Source organism: Serpentinimonas sp. SSL01, from assembly GCF_056323735.1.
Window position 1 is genome coordinate 1,940,609 of the sequence record NZ_CM150487.1, and the last position, 18,852, is coordinate 1,959,460.

At 65.9% G+C, this 18,852-nt stretch carries 20 protein-coding genes; 6 read left to right on the forward strand and 14 right to left on the reverse strand.

The genetic code is table 11. From position 1 onward, the window contains the following. Positions 1-2: 2 nt before the first annotated feature. The gene (lptM, locus tag ACVMK0_RS09170) at positions 3-185 is read left to right on the forward strand and encodes an LPS translocon maturation chaperone LptM (protein WP_476463606.1); all 183 of its coding nucleotides are present in this window, start codon (positions 3-5) and stop codon (positions 183-185) included. Between the two features lie 60 nt (positions 186-245). After that, a complete protein-coding gene (gene lysA / locus ACVMK0_RS09175) occupies positions 246-1,538 on the forward strand; it encodes a diaminopimelate decarboxylase (RefSeq protein WP_476463607.1) in 1,293 nt (430 codons plus the stop codon). A gap of 121 nt (positions 1,539-1,659) precedes the next feature. On the opposite strand, the gene ccsB is transcribed toward lysA, so the two are convergent. The 4 genes from ccsB to ACVMK0_RS09195 form a co-directional block, all read right to left on the reverse strand. Next, entirely contained in the window at positions 1,660-3,051 is a 1,392-nt protein-coding gene (gene ccsB / locus ACVMK0_RS09180; RefSeq protein ID WP_476463608.1) for a c-type cytochrome biogenesis protein CcsB, read from the reverse strand. Further along, entirely contained in the window at positions 3,048-5,201 is a 2,154-nt protein-coding gene (locus ACVMK0_RS09185) for a cytochrome c biogenesis protein ResB (protein ID WP_476463609.1), read from the reverse strand. Before ACVMK0_RS09185 ends, ccsB begins: the two co-directional genes overlap by 4 nt. A 187-nt stretch (positions 5,202-5,388) precedes the next feature. After that, on the reverse strand, positions 5,389-6,024 hold the full coding sequence (locus ACVMK0_RS09190; protein ID WP_476463610.1) for a c-type cytochrome: 636 nt from the start codon (positions 6,022-6,024) through the stop codon (positions 5,389-5,391). Between the two features lie 102 nt (positions 6,025-6,126). Next, entirely contained in the window at positions 6,127-6,306 is a 180-nt protein-coding gene (locus tag ACVMK0_RS09195; protein WP_476463611.1) for an SWIM zinc finger family protein, read from the reverse strand. On the opposite strand from ACVMK0_RS09195, the gene yihA reads away from it, so the two are divergent. Beyond that, on the forward strand, positions 6,239-6,817 hold the full coding sequence (gene yihA, locus ACVMK0_RS09200) for a ribosome biogenesis GTP-binding protein YihA/YsxC (protein ID WP_476464675.1): 579 nt from the start codon (positions 6,239-6,241) through the stop codon (positions 6,815-6,817). The two genes, ACVMK0_RS09195 and yihA, sit on opposite strands and share 68 nt — an antisense overlap. Here the strand turns inward: yihA and ACVMK0_RS09205 are convergent. Beyond that, positions 6,814-7,686, reverse strand: a complete 873-nt coding sequence (locus ACVMK0_RS09205) for an LpxL/LpxP family acyltransferase (RefSeq protein WP_476463612.1) — start codon at positions 7,684-7,686, stop codon at positions 6,814-6,816. The two genes, yihA and ACVMK0_RS09205, sit on opposite strands and share 4 nt — an antisense overlap. A gap of 154 nt (positions 7,687-7,840) precedes the next feature. Here ACVMK0_RS09205 and metK point away from each other — a divergent pair, with 154 nt between their 5' ends. After that, entirely contained in the window at positions 7,841-9,022 is a 1,182-nt protein-coding gene (metK, locus tag ACVMK0_RS09210; protein ID WP_476464676.1) for a methionine adenosyltransferase, read from the forward strand. Between the two features lie 82 nt (positions 9,023-9,104). Here metK and rfbC read toward each other — a convergent pair whose 3' ends face one another. The 4 genes from rfbC to rfbB are packed head-to-tail and all read right to left on the reverse strand — an operon-like array spanning position 9,105 to position 12,676. Beyond that, on the reverse strand, positions 9,105-9,674 hold the full coding sequence (rfbC, locus tag ACVMK0_RS09215; RefSeq protein WP_476463613.1) for a dTDP-4-dehydrorhamnose 3,5-epimerase: 570 nt from the start codon (positions 9,672-9,674) through the stop codon (positions 9,105-9,107). A 49-nt stretch (positions 9,675-9,723) separates the two neighbouring features. Then, a complete protein-coding gene (gene rfbA / locus ACVMK0_RS09220; RefSeq protein WP_476463614.1) occupies positions 9,724-10,611 on the reverse strand; it encodes a glucose-1-phosphate thymidylyltransferase RfbA in 888 nt (295 codons plus the stop codon). Positions 10,612-10,637: 26 nt separating this feature from the next. Further along, positions 10,638-11,570, reverse strand: a complete 933-nt coding sequence (gene rfbD / locus ACVMK0_RS09225; RefSeq protein WP_045536573.1) for a dTDP-4-dehydrorhamnose reductase — start codon at positions 11,568-11,570, stop codon at positions 10,638-10,640. Then, complete coding sequence (gene rfbB, locus ACVMK0_RS09230) at positions 11,567-12,676, reverse strand: dTDP-glucose 4,6-dehydratase (RefSeq protein WP_476463615.1); 1,110 nt, start codon at positions 12,674-12,676, stop codon at positions 11,567-11,569. The genes rfbD and rfbB overlap by 4 nt, the downstream gene beginning before the upstream one ends. Before the next feature lie 170 nt (positions 12,677-12,846). Between rfbB and ACVMK0_RS09235 the strand changes: the two genes are divergently transcribed. Then, positions 12,847-13,104, forward strand: coding sequence for an acyl-CoA-binding protein (locus tag ACVMK0_RS09235; RefSeq protein WP_045536575.1), 258 nt, complete (start codon positions 12,847-12,849; stop codon positions 13,102-13,104). A gap of 128 nt (positions 13,105-13,232) precedes the next feature. Next, the gene (locus tag ACVMK0_RS09240; protein ID WP_476463616.1) at positions 13,233-14,450 is read left to right on the forward strand and encodes a M20 aminoacylase family protein; all 1,218 of its coding nucleotides are present in this window, start codon (positions 13,233-13,235) and stop codon (positions 14,448-14,450) included. On the opposite strand, the gene ACVMK0_RS09245 is transcribed toward ACVMK0_RS09240, so the two are convergent. From ACVMK0_RS09245 to ugpA, 5 genes are read right to left on the reverse strand one after another with little or no spacing between them, the layout of a single operon-like run. Next, complete coding sequence (locus ACVMK0_RS09245) at positions 14,399-15,199, reverse strand: type III pantothenate kinase (protein ID WP_045536577.1); 801 nt, start codon at positions 15,197-15,199, stop codon at positions 14,399-14,401. The genes ACVMK0_RS09240 and ACVMK0_RS09245 overlap by 52 nt on opposite strands. A 50-nt stretch (positions 15,200-15,249) precedes the next feature. Next, positions 15,250-16,017: a glycerophosphodiester phosphodiesterase gene (gene ugpQ / locus ACVMK0_RS09250; RefSeq protein ID WP_476463617.1), complete on the reverse strand. Its 768-nt coding sequence runs from the start codon at positions 16,015-16,017 to the stop codon at positions 15,250-15,252. Positions 16,018-16,024: 7 nt separating this feature from the next. Next, positions 16,025-17,032 (reverse strand): sn-glycerol-3-phosphate ABC transporter ATP-binding protein UgpC, encoded by a 1,008-nt coding sequence (gene ugpC / locus ACVMK0_RS09255; RefSeq protein WP_476463618.1) that lies wholly within the window; start codon positions 17,030-17,032, stop codon positions 16,025-16,027. Between the two features lie 21 nt (positions 17,033-17,053). Continuing rightward, the gene (ugpE, locus tag ACVMK0_RS09260) at positions 17,054-17,914 is read right to left on the reverse strand and encodes a sn-glycerol-3-phosphate ABC transporter permease UgpE (RefSeq protein WP_476463619.1); all 861 of its coding nucleotides are present in this window, start codon (positions 17,912-17,914) and stop codon (positions 17,054-17,056) included. After that, positions 17,911-18,795, reverse strand: coding sequence for a sn-glycerol-3-phosphate ABC transporter permease UgpA (gene ugpA / locus ACVMK0_RS09265; protein ID WP_045536584.1), 885 nt, complete (start codon positions 18,793-18,795; stop codon positions 17,911-17,913). Before ugpA ends, ugpE begins: the two co-directional genes overlap by 4 nt. Positions 18,796-18,852 lie beyond the last annotated feature (57 nt).

The following is an 18,852-nucleotide window of genomic DNA, read 5'->3' on the forward strand; positions in this document are numbered from 1 at the left end:
CCATGCATGATTCAAACGGCATTGTAGGCTTGAAGCCTGGTGAGCACACAGCGGCTTTACCCTCTCACCTGCGGCTGCTGTGCTTAAGCGCCTGCCTGGGGCTGCTTTTGCTCGCCTTGCCGGGGTGCGGCCAAAAGGGGCCGCTGTATTTGCCCAGCGCTGCGGCAGCCGCCAGCCAAAGTTAAGCGCGCCAGCGCGCCTGCCCGCCTACAACGGCATTGCCCCTCTTTACACTGAATACACCCATGTCAGCCCCCTACCCTGCGGCACCGACGGTGCCGGGCGCACCCTTTTTCTATTATGCCGACGGCCAACTGCAGGTGGAAGGCTTGGAGTTGGCCGAGCTGGCGCGCGAGCATGGCACACCGCTGTTCGTCTATTCCCAAGCCGCGCTGCTGGCCGCGCTGGGCGCCTACCATCGCGCCTTGCAGGGGCGCGCGGCGCTCATTTGCTACGCCGTCAAGGCCAACCCCAATCTGGCCCTGCTGCAGACCTTGGTGCAAGCGGGCTGCGGGCTCGATATCGTCTCGGGCGGCGAGCTGCAGCGGGCGCTGCACAGCGGCGTGGCACCTGAGCGCATCGTGTTTTCGGGCGTGGGTAAGACCCGCGCCGAGATGCGCCAGGCGCTGCAGGCCGGCATCGGTTGCTTCAACGTCGAGAGCTTGCCCGAGATCGAAGTTTTGAACCTTGAGGCGCTGTCGCTGGGGCGGCAAGCGCCGGTGAGCCTGCGCGTGAACCCCGACGTGGACGCCCGCACCCACCCCTACATTTCGACCGGGCTCAAAAGCAACAAGTTTGGCATCGCGCACACCGAAGCCCTAAGCGCCTACCGGCGCGCGGCGTCGTTACCGGGCTTGCGCATCGTCGGCATTGACTGCCACATCGGCTCGCAGATCACCGACAGCGCGCCCTACCTCGACGCGCTCGAGCGTGTGCTCGACCTGGTGGCAGCCCTGCAGGCCGCAGGCATCGCGCTCGAACACCTCGATTTGGGTGGCGGCTTAGGCATCACCTACCTCGACGAGTGCCCACCGGCGGCCGACGCCTTGTTCGCCGCCGTGCTGCAGCGCATGGAGGCGCGCGGCTTTGGCAACTTGAAGCTGCTGCTCGAGCCGGGGCGCTCGCTGGTGGGCAATGCGGGCGTGTGCCTGACCGAGGCGCTCTACCTCAAGCCCGGACTGGCCAAAAACTTCCTCATCGTCGATGCCGGCATGAACGACCTGCCGCGGCCGGCGCTGTATCAGGCCTATCACGCCATCGTACCGCTGCAGTTGCGTCCGGCCCAAGCGGTGCAGTGCTACGAAGTGGTCGGACCGGTGTGCGAGAGCGGTGACTGGATCGGCCATGACCGCCTGTTGGCCGTGCAGCCCGGCGACTGGCTGGCGGTGTGCTCGGCCGGTGCCTATTGCACCAGCATGGCCAGCAACTACAACAGCCGAGGCCGCGCCGCCGAGGTGCTGGTCAGTGGCAGCAACGCACGCCTCATACGCCGGCGCGAAACGCTGGCCGATCAGCTTGGGCCCGAGCTCGGGCTCTAGTACCAAACCCCACACCAAGCGCCGGCCATGGCGGCTGGAGGCAAAAGCGAAAGCCAGCGCCGCCGCAACAAAAATGCGGCCTCGCTGGCTTTTGCGCCTCAGGGCGCGATCATTGCACGATTCAGAGCGCGCCGTAGCTGTGCAGGCCGCTCAGGAAGATGTTCACGCCCCAGAAGGTGAAGTTGGTGATAAAGAAGCCGGCGATCGCCCAGTAGGCCGCCACCGTGCCGCGCAAGCCATTGACCAAGCGCATGTGCAACCAGGCGGCGTAAGTGAACCAGCTGATCAGCGACCAGGTTTCTTTGGGGTCCCAACTCCAGTACGCGCCCCACGCTTCAGCCGCCCACAGCGCGCCCAAAATGGTGGCGATGGTGAAAAACAGCAGCCCAATGGCGATGCACTTGTACATGATGTCGTCGAGCACCTCGAGCGCTGGCAGCTTGGCCGCAAAGCGGTCGCGCGCCATGACGATGAACCCGATGATCAGGACCGCCACACCCACGTAGACCGCCCAGAAGTTGCTCATGCCCACGGCGGCAGCGTAGTTGGTCTCACCCGGCGCCACGGTGTAAACCCCGAACAAAAACGGCTCGAGCAAAAACACGGCGGCCAGCAGCCAAACCGGCGTCAGCTTGAGCCAGCTCAACTTGAAGGTGCTTTGCTTGAGCAGATAGGCAAAGGCCAGCATGGCCGCGATGGTCCAAGTGCCGTAGCTCACGAAGTTGGTGGGCACGTGCAGCTTCATCCACCAGCTTTGCAGGGCCGGGATGAGCGGCTGGATCTCGTGCGCTTCTCGCGTCACCATGTACCAGAGCAAAAAAGCCACCGAGGCGCTGACCACCAGCATCGAGAAAGCACCGATCTTGCGCGTTTGGTACCGGTCTTCGTAGTAGAGGATGTAGAGCGTGGTCATCCAGCCGAACATGATGAACACTTCGTACAAATTGCTGATCGGGATGTAGCCCAAGCCGGTGTTGTGCAGGTAGGTCTCGTACCAGCGCACGCAAAACGCCACCAAGCCCATGGTGACCGCCACCCAGGCGATCTTGGCACCGACTTCCTCGAACCCGGCACCGTTTTTCTTTGCCAGCAAGCCCACCCAGTAAAACACGGTGCTGGCCAGCAGCAGCAGGCTCATGTGCAACACGGCGGTCTGGCTGGCCAAGAAGAACTTGAGCAGAAACACCTCTTCGGCGCGGGCATAAACGCCTACGCCATCGACCTGATAGAGCTCTATGGCGGTGAGCGACAGCACCGCCACCACCACGCTCAGGTAGCTGATCGGGCGCCAGAACCAAGCCAGCGCGATCCAGCTCGGGGCGGTGAGCAGCAGCACGAAAATCTCGTAGCGGTCGAGGTACGGCTGAAACAGGAAGTAGCAGTAGGTGAGGCCGCCCACCACCATGGCGGCAAAAATCCAGTCCCAAGCCTTGAGCCGGGAAAAATAACCCGGCCGCATGGGCTGCGATGGCCCGCTCTTCTTGAGTTCAATGGTCTGTGTGGCAGCAGTCATGAGGTGGCCTCGGGTGCTTGATTAAACAGGTGACGGCGCAATTGCTCAAACTCGCGGTCGTTGTCGGAGATTTTACGGTTGGACGACATCGCCATGGTGGCATCCAGAGTGTCGGAGTCGGGTTTAGGCGCCAGCCAGACCCAGACCCGGCGCTCGCGCACGTAGAGCATGGCGATCATGCCGAGCGTCAGCAACAAGCAACCAAAGTAGACGATGTTGCGCCCTGGTGCGCGCGATACCTGAAACACGCTGGCTTCGACCTGCTCGAAGCTGGTCATCATGAAGGTCAGGGGCGCGGGGTAAAAGAACGAATCGCTCAAGCCCAACATCGATTGGGTGAGAAAGCTCGCGGTCTGCTCGTTGAACGGGGCTGGAGTCAGGCCGGCGCGTTCGCGCGTGATCTGGTATAGCTCGAGCAGGCTGCCGTTGAGGATGCGCAACATCAGCTCGCCGGCGCGTTCGCGCTCGGGTTCAGGCACGTTGACCTCGAGGAAAGCCGACACCGCTTGCAGCCCAGCCAACACCGGCATGTCGCGCCGTGGCAGGTGCTCGATTTCGGGGTCTTGGCCGGCAAACAAATCCAGCGCGCGCTGCGCCGACTGCATCAGGGCCTGCTGCAGCTCGGCACGCTGACCGGCTGCCGCCGCCGCCACGTAGCGGCGCACCGCTTCGCGCCGCAGCTGCGGGTCGGCCAGCGCCGCGCGCAAGCGTATGAAACCGTCGATGCTGTCGCGGTCGTCTACCGGGATGCGCAGGTAGCGGAAGTCATCGGCCTCGGTCTCGCGCACGCCCAGCACGAACACGCGCCGGCCGTCGAGGTCGATGGGCAACATGAAGTTGTGGAACTCGCGCGCTTGGCCGGCCGCGTCGCGCAAGCGGTAGGTGAAGCTGGGGCCGACGTTTTGGAAATCGGCCGCAACCACGGTGCGGTGCGCCGATCCCAAGCGCTGCGTCACGGCATTGCGCAAGCTAAAGCCACCGCCCACAGCAGCGTCTGCGGCGGCTTGGGTGTTGGCCAAGTTTTCGACGTTGTAGAGGCTGAAGTCGGTGAACTCGAGCGTGAAGGTCTCGCCACCGCGGTGCAAGGTGGTCGATTGCCCGATGCGGCCCTCGACCGTGAACGGCTCGGCACCGTCGCCCATGGGCAGGCCGCGCAGCTGCACCAGCGAGCCACCGTCGTCGTAGCTGGCTTGGAAGATGGTGATGCCGCGGTGGTGCGCGGGGTGGTTGACCTCGACCCGCTTGGGGATGATCTCGCCGGTGTACTTGTCGTGGATCAGGATTTCGCTGGCAAACAGGCGCGGCATGCCGGTGTCGTAGTACTCGACGATGAAGTCTATGAGCTCGATGGAAAACGGCAGCTCTTGCAGCAGCACCCCGCCCGGCTGCGGGATGATGGCGGTGCCGGTGTTGGCGCCTTCGGTGACCAAAATGCTGCCCCGGAAGGTGGGATTCCAGTCGCTCAGGCGGTGCTGATCGGGCACCTCCGAGATCAGGCCGCCGCCCTCGAAGGTGGTTTTGCCCAAAAACAGGGTGTGCAACTGCACCATCAGGCGCCCATCGAGCAAGGCCCCGGCGCAGATGATCACGATCGCTGAGTGCGTGAGGATGTAACCGAGCTTGTTCCACGCCCCGGCCTTGGCCGCCACCATCCAGCCCACGCCGGCGGCGCTCTCGCGCCGTTGCAGCTTCACTTTCCAGCCCGAAGCCAGCAGGGTTTGGCCGATGCGCTGCGCCGCCGCTTCACCCGCTTCGGCGAGTTCAGCCCGCGCCTTGAAGGGGAAGGCCTTGAGGCTTTGTTCGCGCATGTCCTCTTTGAACTGACGAATGTCGTGCAGCATCTTGGGCGAGGTGCGCACCACGCACAACAAGGTGCTGGTGACCAAGAACAGCAGCATCAGGGCATACCACCACGTACTAAAGATGGTGTAAATGCCCATGATCTCGAACACCCGATACCAGAACGGGCCGAACTGGTTGATGTAGTTGTTGAGGGGCTCGTTTTGCAGCACCACGGTGCCGCTGACCGAGGCGATGCTGATCACCGTCAGCAACGCGATGGCAAAGCGCATCGACGACAACAGCTCGATCAGATCGCGCACCAGCGGCGAGCCACGCTCGATGACGATGCCAGCAGTAGAAACACTCATCAGTTGCAAACCAGTGTGGGGGTGGGGCTCGGTCGAGCTGGGCGTGACTTAGTGGCGCGCTGGGCGCAGCAAGTTCCCGTCTATCGCAGCGATTGTCGGCTCTAGAGCGATCGGTGCAGGAGACTAAGCAAAAAGCCCCTCGATTTGGGAGGGGCCCAGAAAGTGTGATGCGCTATAGGCCCGGGCCTTAACGTAAGCCAGCAATGAAGTCGGACACGGCCTCGATCTCGCGGTCGGTCATGTGGCGGGCGATGCGCGCCATTTCGGGGCTGTTGCCGCGCGCACCGGAGCGGAATTGTTTCATTTGGTCGGCGGTGTAGCGCGCGTGCTGGCCTGCCAGACGCGGGTACAGCGCCGGCATGCCGCGCCCGGCCGGGCCGTGGCAGGCCATGCACGAGGCGATGTTGCGGTCGGCCAAGCCGGCGCGCCAGATGCGCTCGCCTTCGCGCACCAGTTCGGGGTCGCGGGCGTAGTTGGGGGCCGGGGTTTGGCGCGCCAGCCAGTGCGAAACGTCGCGCTTGTCGTCGTCGGTGAGTGCCGCTGCAAAGCCCGACATGATGGCGTTTTGGCGCTTGCCCGATTTGTAGTCGCGCAGTTGCTTGATCAGGTACTCGGGCAACTGACCGGCCAGCGAGGGGTTTTCGGCCATGGTCGAGTTGCCGGCCACGCCGTGGCAGGCCATGCACATCTGCATGTAAATTTGTTCACCGCGGGCAAAGTTGGGCACCGAATCAGAGCGCGCTGCTTGGGCATGCGCAAACGAGGCAGTGAACGAGAAAGCAGCCAACGCGGCGGCCCCGATGAGCGTGACGAAAGATTTCATGTCGGATTCGGAGGTCAACGGCAAAAAAGGGGGAAAGTGCCCACGCAGCCACGAGCACAGGAGATTTTGTGCGTGATTCTACAATGCCGTATGCTGCCCGCTTCAAACAACCACACCCTTTACTCCAGTGACCCCTCTCTCTGAAGCCGGCAAGACCGCCATGGCATGGCTGCACACGGCGCGCTTCTTGACCGAAGCGCCGCAACTGCAGCACCTGCCCGACTCCACTTTGCCCGAGATCGCCTTCGTGGGCCGCTCCAACGCCGGCAAGTCCACCTGCATCAACACCCTGACGCAGCAAAAGCGCCTCGCTTTTGCCTCCAAAACCCCCGGGCGGACGCAGAGCATCAACCTCTTTGCCCTCGGCAAACAAGGCCTGACCGACGCCGTGCTGGCCGACCTGCCTGGCTACGGCTACGCGGCGGTGCCGCAAGCGGCCAAGCGGCGCTGGCAAGAGGTGATGGCCAACTACCTGGTGAGCCGGCCCAACCTGCGCGCCGTGGTGCTGCTGTGCGATGCGCGCCTGGGGTTGACCGAACTGGATGAAGCGCTGCTGCAAGTCATCCGTCCGCGGGTCGAGGATGGGCTGGCCTTCAGGGTGCTGCTGACCAAGGCCGACAAGCTCAACCGGCAGGAGGCCGCCAAAGCCTTGTCGGTGGCGCGCCTGCAAACCGCCGGCGGCAGCGCGCAGCTGTTTTCGGCTAGCAGCAAGCTCGGGCTCGAGGAAACCGCGATCCAGATTTGGGATTGGGCGCACCCGGAGGCCCCCGCTGCGGCCCCACCCCCGGACTAGCCCTTGTAGCGCGCATAGCCCCACAGGTACTGCGCCGGACAGTGCCCGATCACCGCCTGCATGGCTTGGTTGATCTGCGCCGCCGCGGCCTGCGGCTCGTGTGCCAGCGGAGCACCCACCACATCCAGCCACGGGCGCACGCGCAACACGTAGCCGCGGCCCCAGCGCCGCCGTTCGCCCCAGATCAGCAGCACCTGCGTGCCCGGCACCTGCGCCAGCCGCGCCGCCAGCGTCATGGTGTAGGCGTTGCGGCCAAAAAACGGCGCCCAGACCCCCATGCCGGCGGGCGGCACCTGGTCGGGCAACAGGCCCACGGTCTGCCCCTGCTTGAGCGCCTTGAGCAACTGGCGCACCCCGCTCAGGTCGGTGGGCACGCTGTGCAGGCCGGGGCGCTCGCGCGCCGCTTGTAGCACCGGGTGCAGCGCCGCCACACGCGGCGGCCGGTAGAGCACGGTGATTGGGCGCACAGCGGCCGCGCCGGTGTTCGCCTGCCCCCCGCTTTGCCCTTCAGGCTGCGCCCCAAAGCGCTGCGCATAGGCCTGCGCCGTGAGCTCAAAGCAGCCCAGGTGCGGCGTCAGGAACAGCAGCCCCCGGCCCTCGCGCAGAGCCGCTTCGATGTGCTGCGCCCCGTCCCAATGCAGCGGCACCGGGGCTCCAAACCAGATGCGCGGCAGCTCCGCCATCTGCTGCCCGGCCGCGCCCACCGAGGCCCAGCGCACCCGCCCGGCCAGCCCGGCCTGGGCCGTGTGGTCGCGCCAGCGCTGGCGGTAGGTGGGGCCCAGCAGCCAGATCAGCCAGCCCAGCAGCCAGCCCAGCGCGTGCAGCAGCGGCAGCGGCAGCCGCCCCATGAGCCTGAAAAAAAACAGCATCGGGTGTCGATAGAACCAGTGTCGTTACAATTCGTGCATCGCCGAGTTATAGAACAACTTGCGGGCGATTCATAAATCCTGCTAAAGCGTTCGCCGCAGCACTTCCAGCGCCGGGCGAATCGCCCAAGCGCAATCCTTGGAGTGTATGCAACAAATGGCGAACGACTTTCTTTTCACCTCCGAATCGGTTTCCGAAGGCCACCCGGACAAGGTCGCGGATCAGATCTCGGACGCAATCCTGGACGCGATCTTTGAGCAAGACCCGCGCTCGCGCGTGGCCGCCGAAACGCTGACCAACACCGGGCTGGTGGTGCTGGCCGGCGAGATCACCACCAACGCGCATGTCGATTACATCCAGACCGCGCGCGACACCATCCGGCGCATCGGCTACGACAACACCGAATACGGCATCGACTACAAGGGCTGCGCCGTCATGGTCTGCTACGACAAGCAGAGCAACGACATTGCCCAAGGCGTGGACCACGCCAGCGACGACTACCTCAACACCGGCGCCGGCGACCAGGGCCTGATGTTTGGCTACGCCTGCGACGAGACGCCGGTGCTGATGCCCGCGCCGATCTACTACGCGCACCGCATCGTGGAGCGCCAGGCGCAGCTGCGCAAAGACGGCCGCCTGCCCTTCTTGCGTCCCGACGCCAAGAGCCAGGTCACCATGCGCTACGTCGATGGCCGCCCGCACAGCATCGACACCGTGGTGCTCTCGAGCCAGCACAGCCCGGAGATGAGCGACGGCAAGCACATGCTGCCGGCCTTCATCGAGGCCTGCGTCGAAGAAATCATCAAGCCGGTGCTGCCGCGCGAGTGGCTGCAAAACACGCGCTACCTCATCAACCCCACCGGGCGCTTCGTCATCGGCGGCCCGCAAGGCGACTGCGGCCTGACCGGGCGCAAGATCATCGTCGATACCTACGGCGGCGCCTGCCCGCACGGCGGCGGCGCTTTCAGCGGCAAAGACCCGACCAAGGTTGACCGCTCGGCCGCCTACGCCGCGCGCTACGTGGCCAAAAACATCATCGCCGCCGGGCTGGCCAAGCAGTGCCAGATTCAGGTCGCCTACGCCATCGGCGTGGCCAAGCCCATGAACGTGACCGTCTATACCGAAGGCACGGGCGTGATCCCCGACGACAAAATTGCCCACATCGTGGGTGAGGTGTTCGACCTGCGCCCGCGCGGCATCATCCAGATGCTGGACTTGCTGCGCCCGATCTACAGCAAAACCGCCGCCTACGGCCACTTCGGCCGCGACGAACCCGAGTTCACCTGGGAGCGCACCGACAAGGTGCAGGTGCTGCGCGAGTTGGCTGGGTTGAAGTAATCACCACCGCAGCCCTTTTGGGGGCAGCATACACGGGCGGGCTGCACGGGGGGGCTGGACCAGCCAACACCCCGCCGCCCGTTCAGTCGAAGCAATCTGCCTGCGCCAAGGTGCCCGCTGCCGCGTCTTTGGCCGCCAGCAGCGGCTGTTCGACCCCGGCCTGCGTCAGCGGCCACTCTATGCCCAGGGCCGCGTCATACCAAAGCAAGCTGCGTTCGTGCGCCGGGCTGTAGTAGGCGGTGGTTTTGTACAGAAACTCGGCCGATTCGCTAAGGGTGAGAAAGCCGTGCGCGAAACCCGGCGGCACCCAGAGCTGGCGGTGGTTGTCGGCCGACAGCTCAACCCCATCCCAACGGCCAAAGGTGGGGGAGCTGCGGCGCAAATCCACCACCACGTCATAGACCGCGCCGTGGGTGACGCGCACCAGCTTGCCCTGCGCTTGGGGTGCCAGCTGGTAGTGCAGGCCGCGCAGCACGCCGCGCGCCGAGCGGCTGTGGTTGTCTTGCACAAACTGCACGCCGGCCAAGCCGGTGGCGGCGTCGAAGTCGCGCTGGTTGAAGCTCTCGTAGAAGAAACCGCGCGCGTCGCCAAAGACCTTGGGCGTGAGCACGAGCACGCCGGGCAAGGCGGTGGGGGTGACGGTGTAGGGCATGAGGGCTTGGGGCGGGCTGGGGCTGGGTTTTTGGAGCTGAGGGTTTGGGCTAGAACCGACGGCCTGCACCGAGCAACGCCAGCAGGTACTGGCCGTAGCCGTTTTTGCGCAAGGGGGCGGCGAGGCACTCGAGCTGGGCGGCGTCGATCCAGCCGTTGCGCCAAGCGATTTCTTCCGGGCAAGCGACTTTGAGGCCCTGGCGGCGCTCGAGCGTGGCGATGAATTGACTGGCTTCGAGCAGGCTGTCGTGGGTACCGGTGTCGAGCCAGGCGTAGCCGCGGCCCATGGTCTGCACGTTGAGCTGGCCTTGTTCGAGGTAGGCCTGGTTGACGGCGGTGATTTCGAGCTCGCCGCGCGCGCTCGGGCGCACGGCTTTGGCGATCTCCACCACTTGCGGGTCGTAAAAATACAGGCCGGTGACGGCGTAGTTGCTCTTGGGTTGCACCGGTTTTTCTTCGATGCTGAGGGCGCGGCCTTGGGCGTCGAATTCGACCACGCCGTAGCGCTCGGGGTCGTGCACGTGGTAGGCGAACACGGTGGCGCCCTGGGTTTGGGCGCTGGCGGCGCGCACCAGCGGCTGGAAGTCGTGCCCGTGGTAGATGTTGTCGCCCAGCACCAGCGCGCTGTGGGCGCCGTCGATGAAGCGCTCGCCGATGAGGAAGGCCTGCGCCAGCCCGTCGGGGCTGGGCTGCACGGCGTAGTGCAGGCTCATGCCCCACTGCGCGCCGTCGCCCAGCAGCTGGGCAAAGCGCGGGGTGTCTTGCGGCGTGCTGATGACGAGCACCTCGCGCAAGCCCGCGAGCATGAGGGTGCTCAAGGGGTAGTAGATCATCGGCTTGTCATAGACCGGCAGCAGCTGTTTGCTGATGGCCAGCGTGGCCGGGTGCAGCCGGGTGCCGGAGCCACCGGCGAGGATGAGGCCTTTGCGAGAGGTCATGGTGTCTGTATCGGGGTTTGATTTTTTCACGCCAGCACCTCGGCCAACATGCGCTGCACGCCCTGCTGCCACGGCGGCAGGTGCAGGCCGAAGCGGCTTTGCAGCAAGGCGCAGTCGAGGCGCGAGTTGTGCGGGCGCTGCGCCGGGGTGGGGAAAGCGCTGCTGGGCACGGCGTCGATGGCCTGCACGCGCCAGTCGAGCTCGGGGCGCAAGCGCCGGGCCTGCTCGATCACGGCGCTGGCGTAGCCGTGCCAAGTGGTTTCGCCAGCGGCTGCGAGGTGGTAGGTGCCGGGTTCGGCAGCGCCTCTGAGCACCAGGGCCACGGCGTGGGCGCTGACGTCGGCGATCAGCTCGGCGCCGGTGGGGGCGCCGCATTGGTCATCGACCACGCTCAGGCGCTCGCGCTGCTGCGCCAGGCGCAGCATGGTTTTGGCGAAGTTGGCGCCGCGGGCGGCATAGACCCAGCTGGTGCGAAAGATCAGGTGCCGACGCCCGGCGGCGAGGATCGCCCCCTCCCCCGCCAGCTTGCTGTGGCCATAGACGTTGAGCGGGCCGGTCGGGCTGCCCTCGGCCCAAGGCAGGTGGCCGCTGCCGTTGAACACGTAGTCGGTGCTGTAGTGCACCAGCCAAGCCCCGCTCTGGTGCGCCAGTTGCGCCAGCAGGCCCGGCGCGTCGGCGTTGATGCGCTGCGCCAGCGCCGGCTCGCTCTCGGCTTTGTCGACTGCGGTGTAGGCGGCGGCGTTGACGATCACCTGCGGACGCAGCTGCTGCACCGTGCGCGCCAGCGCTTCGAGGTCGGCCAGATCGCCGCACAGCCGCGGCGCGTGCGGGTCGAGCGGATTCGGGCACGGGTGGCGGTCGAGGGCGATGAGTTCGCCCAGCGGCGCCAGGCTGCGCTGCAGCTCCCAGCCCACTTGGCCGTTTTTGCCCAGCAGCAGGATGCGCGGTGGGTGGCTCATGGGGCCTCCTGCGCTTGGCCGTAGTGCTGGCGCAGCCAGTCGCGGTAGCTGCCGCTTTGCACGTGCGCCACCCAGTCGGGGTGGTCCAGATACCAGCGCACGGTTTGGCGGATCCCGGTCTCGAAGGTGTGCGCCGGCTGCCAGCCGAGCTCGCGCCCGATTTTGCTGGCGTCGATGGCGTAGCGCCGGTCGTGGCCGGGGCGGTCGGCAACGAAGGCGATGAGCTCGGCGTAGCGCTGCAGCGGCACGCCGCTGTGGTGGTGGCGCACGCCACGCGCCTGCGCCGGGGCCAGCTCGTCGAGCAAGGCGCAGACGCTGTGCACGATCTCGAGGTTGGTTTTTTCGTTGCCACCGCCCACGTTATAAACCTCGCCCACGCGCCCGGCGGCGAGCACGCGGCGGATGGCGCTGCAGTGGTCTTGCACGTAGAGCCAGTCGCGCACCTGCAGGCCGTCGCCGTAGATGGGCAGCGGCGCGCCGGCCAGCGCCTTGACGATGAGCAGCGGAATCAGTTTTTCGGGGAAGTGGTAGGGACCGTAGTTGTTGGAGCAGTTGGTGGTGAGCACCGGCAGGCCGTAGCTGTGGTGCCAGGCGCGCACCAGGTGATCGCTGGCGGCCTTGCTGGCGCTGTAGGGGCTGTTGGGCTGGTAGGGGTGCTGCTCGGTGAAGGCTGGCTGACCGGGCTCGAGGCTGCCATAGACCTCGTCGGTGCTTACGTGCAGGAAGCGAAAGGCGGCTTGCTCGGTCGCGGGCAGCGCCGCCCAGTGGCCGCGCACGGCCTCGAGCAGCTCGTAGGTGCCCTGCACATTGGTTTGGATGAAGGCGCCCGGGCCGTGCAGCGAGCGATCGACGTGGCTTTCGGCGGCGAAGTTGAGCACGGCGCGCGGCCGGCGCTCGGCCAGCAGGCGCTGCACCAAGGGTCGGTCGCCGATGCTGCCGTGCACAAACTGGTGCCGCGCATCGGCTTGCAGGCTGGCGAGGTTTTCGAGGTTGCCGGCGTAGGTGAGCAGGTCGAGGTTGACGACCGGCTCGTCGCTCTGGGCCAGCCAGTCGAGCACGAAGTTGCTGCCGATGAATCCGGCACCGCCGGTGACAAGGATGGCCATGTGGGTGGGCTGCGCGGAGCTATAAAAACAGATGAATGATCATAACCGGCGCTGACTGGTGTCAATTGCTTGTCAATTGCTGTCTTGGCAGCAGCAGATGCGGTCGTGAGGGGGGCTCGCTGGCGCACTTACGGTTGACAAAAAGCACGAACGATCGTACTATTACCGTCATGAACACCGATCTCAAATCCGCATTCGAAGCCGCCGTGGCGGCCAGCAAAGAGCTCACGCAACGGCCCGACAACGCCACTTTGCTCAAGCTCTACGCCCTGTACAAACAAGCCACCGAAGGCGACGTGAGCGGCGCCAAGCCGGGTTTTGGCGATCTGGTCGGGCGCGCCAAATGGGATGCTTGGGCGGCGCTCAAGGGCACCAGCACCGACGCAGCGATGCAACGCTACATCGATCTGGTGGACGGCCTAGAGTAAGCATCACGCGCACTGGTTGGCTGGGGCCTAGGCTTGCAGCCAGGCGTCGGGGTTTAAGCGGGCACGCTTGGGCGCGACCACGGGCTTTGGGCTAACATCGCCTTCGAGCCTATTGCAAGGAGGCAAGCATGAAACTCAACCCCGCCATCGTGGCTCAGGCCGAGCAGCTCACCGCGCTGCGGCGCGATTTGCACGCGCACCCCGAGCTGTGCTTTGAGGAGCACCGCACCGCCCAAGTGGTGGCCGAGCGCCTGAGCGCTTGGGGCCTAGAAGTGGTGCGCGGTTTGGGCAGCACCGGGGTGGTGGGGCTGCTGCACGGGCGCGATGGCGGTGCCTGTGGCCGCGCCGTGGGCTTGCGCGCCGACCTCGACGCGCTGCCCATGACCGAGCTCAACACCTTTGCCCACGCCAGCCGGCACCCGGGCCGCATGCACGCCTGCGGCCACGACGGCCACACCGCCATGCTGCTGGCCGCCGCCCAGTGCCTGAGCCAGACGCGTGACTTCGAGGGCACGGTGGTGTTCATCTTCCAGCCGGCCGAAGAAGGCGGCGGCGGGGCGCGGCACATGATCGCTGACGGCCTGTTTGAGCGCTTCCCGGTGCAGGCGGTGTTTGGCTTGCACAACTGGCCTGGCATGCCGGTGGGCAGTTTTGCCGTGAGCCCGGGGCCGGTGATGGCCTCGAGCAACGAGTTCAAAATCACCGTGCACGGCAAGGGCTGCCACGCGGCGCTGCCGCACAACGGCATCGACCCGCTGCTGGTGGCGTGCCAGATGGTGCAGGCGTTCCAGACCATCATCAGCCGCAACAAAAAACCGATCGAGGCCGGGGTGCTGAGCGTGACCATGATCGCCGCCGGCGAAGCCACCAACGTGGTGCCAGACCACTGCGTGCTGCAGGGCACGGTGCGCACCTTCAGCCTAGAGCTGCTGGATTTAATCGAGCAGCGCATGCGCACGGTGTGCGAGCACACGGCGGCGGCTTTTGGGGCCACGGCCACGTTTGAGTTCCACCGCAACTACCCGCCCACCATCAACAGCGCCGCCGAGGCCGAGTTTGCGCGCAGCGTGATGCTCGACCTGGTGGGGCCGCAGCAGGTGCTGGCCCAAGAGCCCACGCTGGGGGCAGAAGATTTTGCCTACATGCTGCAAGCCAAACCGGGTGCCTACGCCTTTATAGGCAACGGCGACGGCGCGCACCGCGATGGCTACGGCGCCGGCCACGACGCCGGGCCCTGCACCCTGCACAACCCGCGCTACGACTTCAACGACGAGCTGATCGCGCTCGGCGGCAGCTACTGGGTGGAGCTGGCTAGGCGCTGGTTGGCGCGGTCGGACGCGCGCTGATGCGCGATCGCCAGCAGGCCGTCGAAGATCAAGGTGTCGACCAGCTCAAACGATACGCTCATGCTGGGGGCCATTTTCCAAGCGGCGCCGCCGGTCATGTAACACACCGGGGTTTGGCCGCAGTGCTGGGCCAGCTGGTCAACCATGCGCTGCACCGCGCCGGCGATGGCGAAGGTGCCGCCGCTGGTGAGAGCGTCGCTGGTGTTGGTGGGAAAGGGCTTGACCACGCCGGTGGGCACGTGCAGGCCGGCGGTGCCCGATTCGAGCGCGCGCAGCATGATGCCGTGCCCGGGCAGGATGCAACCGCCCAGAAAACGCCCTTCGGCGTCGAGCGCCTCGATCGTGACTGCGGTGCCGACCATCACCACCACACAGGGCCGCAGCTGCTGGCGCGCCAGCAGGCGCTGGCGCGCGCCGATCATGGCCACCCAGCGGTCGGCCCCTAAGCGGGCCGGATGGTCGTAGCCGTTGATCACGCCGGCCTCGGCGGCGCTGGGCACCACCCATTCGGGCGCGGCGTCCCAGATTTCGAGCTGTGCTTCGACCCGGCGCTTGATGGCATCGGAGGCCACCACGCTGCCCAGCACCATGCGCGGCGGGCGCAGGTTGATCCAGTCGCCCTCGGTCAGTTTGTCGATGTTTTCAAGGAACTGCACCCCGTGCGCCAGCATGCGCGCACCCATGACGGGCTGCTCATACAGCGCCCATTTCAGGCGGGTGTTGCCCACGTCGAGTGCCAGCAAGCTCATGCGCGCCGATGATACGCCAATGCTTGCGCTGAACCCCGGCCGAGCCCCGGCTAATCCAGATTCTGGCTGCGCGCCCAGTGCATTTCGTCGGTGATCAGGCCATCGACACCGAGTGCGCGCAAGCGCTGCACGTCGGCGGCGCGGTTGGCGGTGTAGCACAGCACGCGCCAGCCCATGGCGCGCGCCTGCTGCATCAGCGCCGCGTCTGGCAGCCGATGCTGGCAGACGATGGCCACACAGCCGAGCTGCGCCGCCACCTCGGGCCAGCCGCTCCAGAGGGTATCGAGCAGCAGCGCGCGCGGCAGCTCGGGCGCGGCCTGCTGCGCCGCTTGCAAGGCAGCGGGCTGGAAGGAGCTGAGCAGCGGCGGCACGCGCTGGCCCTGCCAGAGCGCGCGCGCGGCCAGCGCCACGGCGCTGCCAGTGGCGGCCTCCTGCCCCGGCATGGGCTTGATTTCGATGTTCAGCGCCGCGCCTTGCTGCAGGCAGTGGGCGGCGATGGTGGCCAGCGTGGGCAAGGGCTCGCCGGCGCTGTTGCTCGAATGCCAGCCGCCGGCGTCGAGCTGCGCCAGTTCGGCCCAAGGCAGCGCGTCGGCTGGGCCGCGGCCGTTGGTGGTGCGCTCCAGCGTGTCGTCGTGCAGCAAAAAGGGCACGCCGTCGGCGCTGAGCTTGACATCGCACTCGAACATAGAAAATCCGCAGGCGCTGCCGTGCTCAAAGGCGCACAAGGTGTTTTCGGGACACTCTTTGCCCGCGCCGCGGTGCGCGATCCAGTAGGGATAGGGCCAGTCGGGCAGGCCGGTGGGGTTGGCTGGGTTCATGGGCGCATCAAGAACGGCACAGCCCCGTGGCGGCGTCGAAGGTGTGGATGAACTCGGGCTGCGGCTGCACGCGCAGGGCTTGACCGAGGTCGGGGATGGCGCGCTGGGCCGAGACCCGGATGGTGAGCAACTCATCCCCAAGGCGGGCGTGGATCAGGCGCTCGGCCCCGAGCAGCTCGACCGAATCGACCACCGTGTCCCAGCCGCTGTCGCCAATCACCAGGTGCTCGGGCCGGATGCCCAGCACCGTGCCGGGGCGCACGCCGCTGGCGTGGCGCAGCAGGTTCATGGGCGGCGCGCCCATGAAGCCGGCCACGAACAGACTGGCCGGGCGCTCATAGACCTCTTCGGGGGTGCCAAATTGCTCCACCCGGCCGGCGTTCATGACCAGCATGCGCTGCGCCAGCGTCATGGCCTCGACCTGGTCGTGCGTGACAAAGAGCGAGGTGATGCCCAGTTCGCGGTGCAGCTTCTGGATTTCGAGCCGGGTCTGGGCGCGCAGCTTGGCGTCGAGGTTGGAGAGCGGTTCATCGAACAAAAAAGCCTGCGGCTGGCGCACGATGGCGCGCCCCATGGCCACGCGTTGGCGCTGCCCGCCCGAGAGCTGGCTGGGTTTGCGCTCGAGCAGCGGCGCGAGCTCGAGGATGCGGGCGGCGGCAGCCACACGCTCGCGGATTTGGGGCGCCGACAGTCCGCGAATGCGCAGCCCATACGCCATGTTGTCGAACACGCTCATGTGCGGGTAGAGCGCGTAGTTCTGGAACACCATGGCGATGTCGCGCTCGGCCGGTTGCACATTATTCACGACACGTTCGCCGATCTGGATCGTGCCGGCACTGATCGACTCGAGCCCGGCGACCATGCGCAGCAGGGTGCTTTTGCCGCAGCCCGAGGGGCCGACGATGACCACGAACTCGCCGTCGGCGATCTGCGCATCGACGCCGTGGATGACTTGGAGCGCGCCCGGACCGATGCCGTAGCTTTTTTTGACTTGATTGAGTGCCAGCGTAGCCATAATTTTTCGTATTTTCGGAGGTTATTTCTCGCTGTCCACCAGCCCTTTGACGAACCACTTTTGCATCAACAACACCACCAGTGCCGGAGGCAGTAAGGCCAGCAGCGTGGTCGCCATGACCAGGTTCCAGTCGGTGGTGGCGTCGCCGGTGCCGATGAGCTTGGCGATGCCGACGACGATGGTGTCGAGGTTCTGGTCGGTGACGATGATGAGCGGCCACAGGTACTGGTTCCAGCCATAGACGAACATGATCACGAACAGCGCCGCCAGCTGGGTGCGGGTGAGCGGCAGCACCACGTCCCAGAAAAAGCGCAGCGGGCCGGCGCCGTCCATCTTGGCGGCCTCGACCAGCTCGTCGGGCAGGGTGAGAAAGAACTGGCGCAGCAGCAGCGTGGCGGTGGCCGAAGCGATGAGCGGCAGCGTCAGGCCGGCAAAGGTGTTGAGCAGCCCGAGATCGGTGACCACTTCGTAAGTGGGCAAGATGCGCACCTCGACCGGAAGCATGAGGGTGATGAAGATCAGCCAAAAGCAGAACATGCGCCCGGGGAAGCGGAAAAACACCACCGCGTAGGCCGAGATGATGGAGACCGAAATCTTGCCCACGGCGATCACCAGCGCCATGATCAAGCTGTTAAACAGCATGAGCCAGACCGGCGGCGACAAATGCCCGCCCTGCATGCCCTCGATGATCACCGTGCGGTAGTTCTCCCACCCTTGGTCGCCCGGCCACAGGGGCATGGGGGCTTGGGCGATGTCGGGGTTGCTGAGGGTGGAGGCGACAAAAGCGATGTACAGCGGCAGCGCCGTGATGGCGATGCCGATCCAGATCACGGCGTGCGCCAGCGCCTGACCCGGCAGCGAGTGCGATGGGCTGTTGTTCATGAGTAGTGCACCCGGCGCTCGAGGAAGCGAAACTGCAGCGTGGTCAGGCCGATGACCATGAGCATGAGCAGCACCGACTGCGCCGCCGAGCCGCCGAGGTCGAGCGCGATCATGCCGTCGGTATAGACCTTATAGACCAGCGTGGTGGTGTCGGTGGCCGGGCCGCCGGCGGTGACGGCGTGGATGACGCCAAAGGTGTCGAAAAAGGCATAGACCAAGCCGACCACGAGCAAAAAGAAGGTGGTGGGCGAGAGCAGCGGAAAAACAATGGTGCGAAAGCGCCGCCATGGGCCGGCGCCGTCGATGGCTGCGGCCTCGAGCAGCGAGCGTGGAATCGACTGCAAGCCCGCCAGAAAGAACAAAAAGTTGTAGGCCACCTGCTTCCAAGCCGAGGCCATGATGACCAGCAGCATGGCGTCGTTGCCGTCGAGCGTGGGGTTCCAGTCCAGCCCCAGCACCTGCAAGGTGTGCGCCACCACACCGATGGCGGGGTTGAACATGAACAACCACAGCACCCCGGCAATGGCCGGCGCGATGGCGTAGGGGATCATGAGCGCGGTGGTGTAGGCGCTGCGCGCGCGCAGCAAGGCGTCGGCGGCCAGCGCCAGCAGCAGCGCCGGCACCATGGCCAACAGCGTGACCGCCGTTGCAAACACCAGCGTGCGCACCAAGGTGTTGTAGTACTCGGGGTCGGTCAAGACCATAACGAAATTGTCGAACCAGACAAAGCGCACGGACAGACCGAAGGGGTCTTGCTCCTGAAACGCCATCATGAGCGCCTGCAGGCTGGGCCAGATAAAGAAGATTAGGGTCACCACCAGCTGCGGCGCCAGCAGGGCGTAGGGCAGCCAGCGGTTGGGGAATATGACTTTTCTTTGCATAAGCAAACCCGCCCCGGGTGGGGGGCGGGCTGTAAGGGCGGGCGCGGTTCGATTACC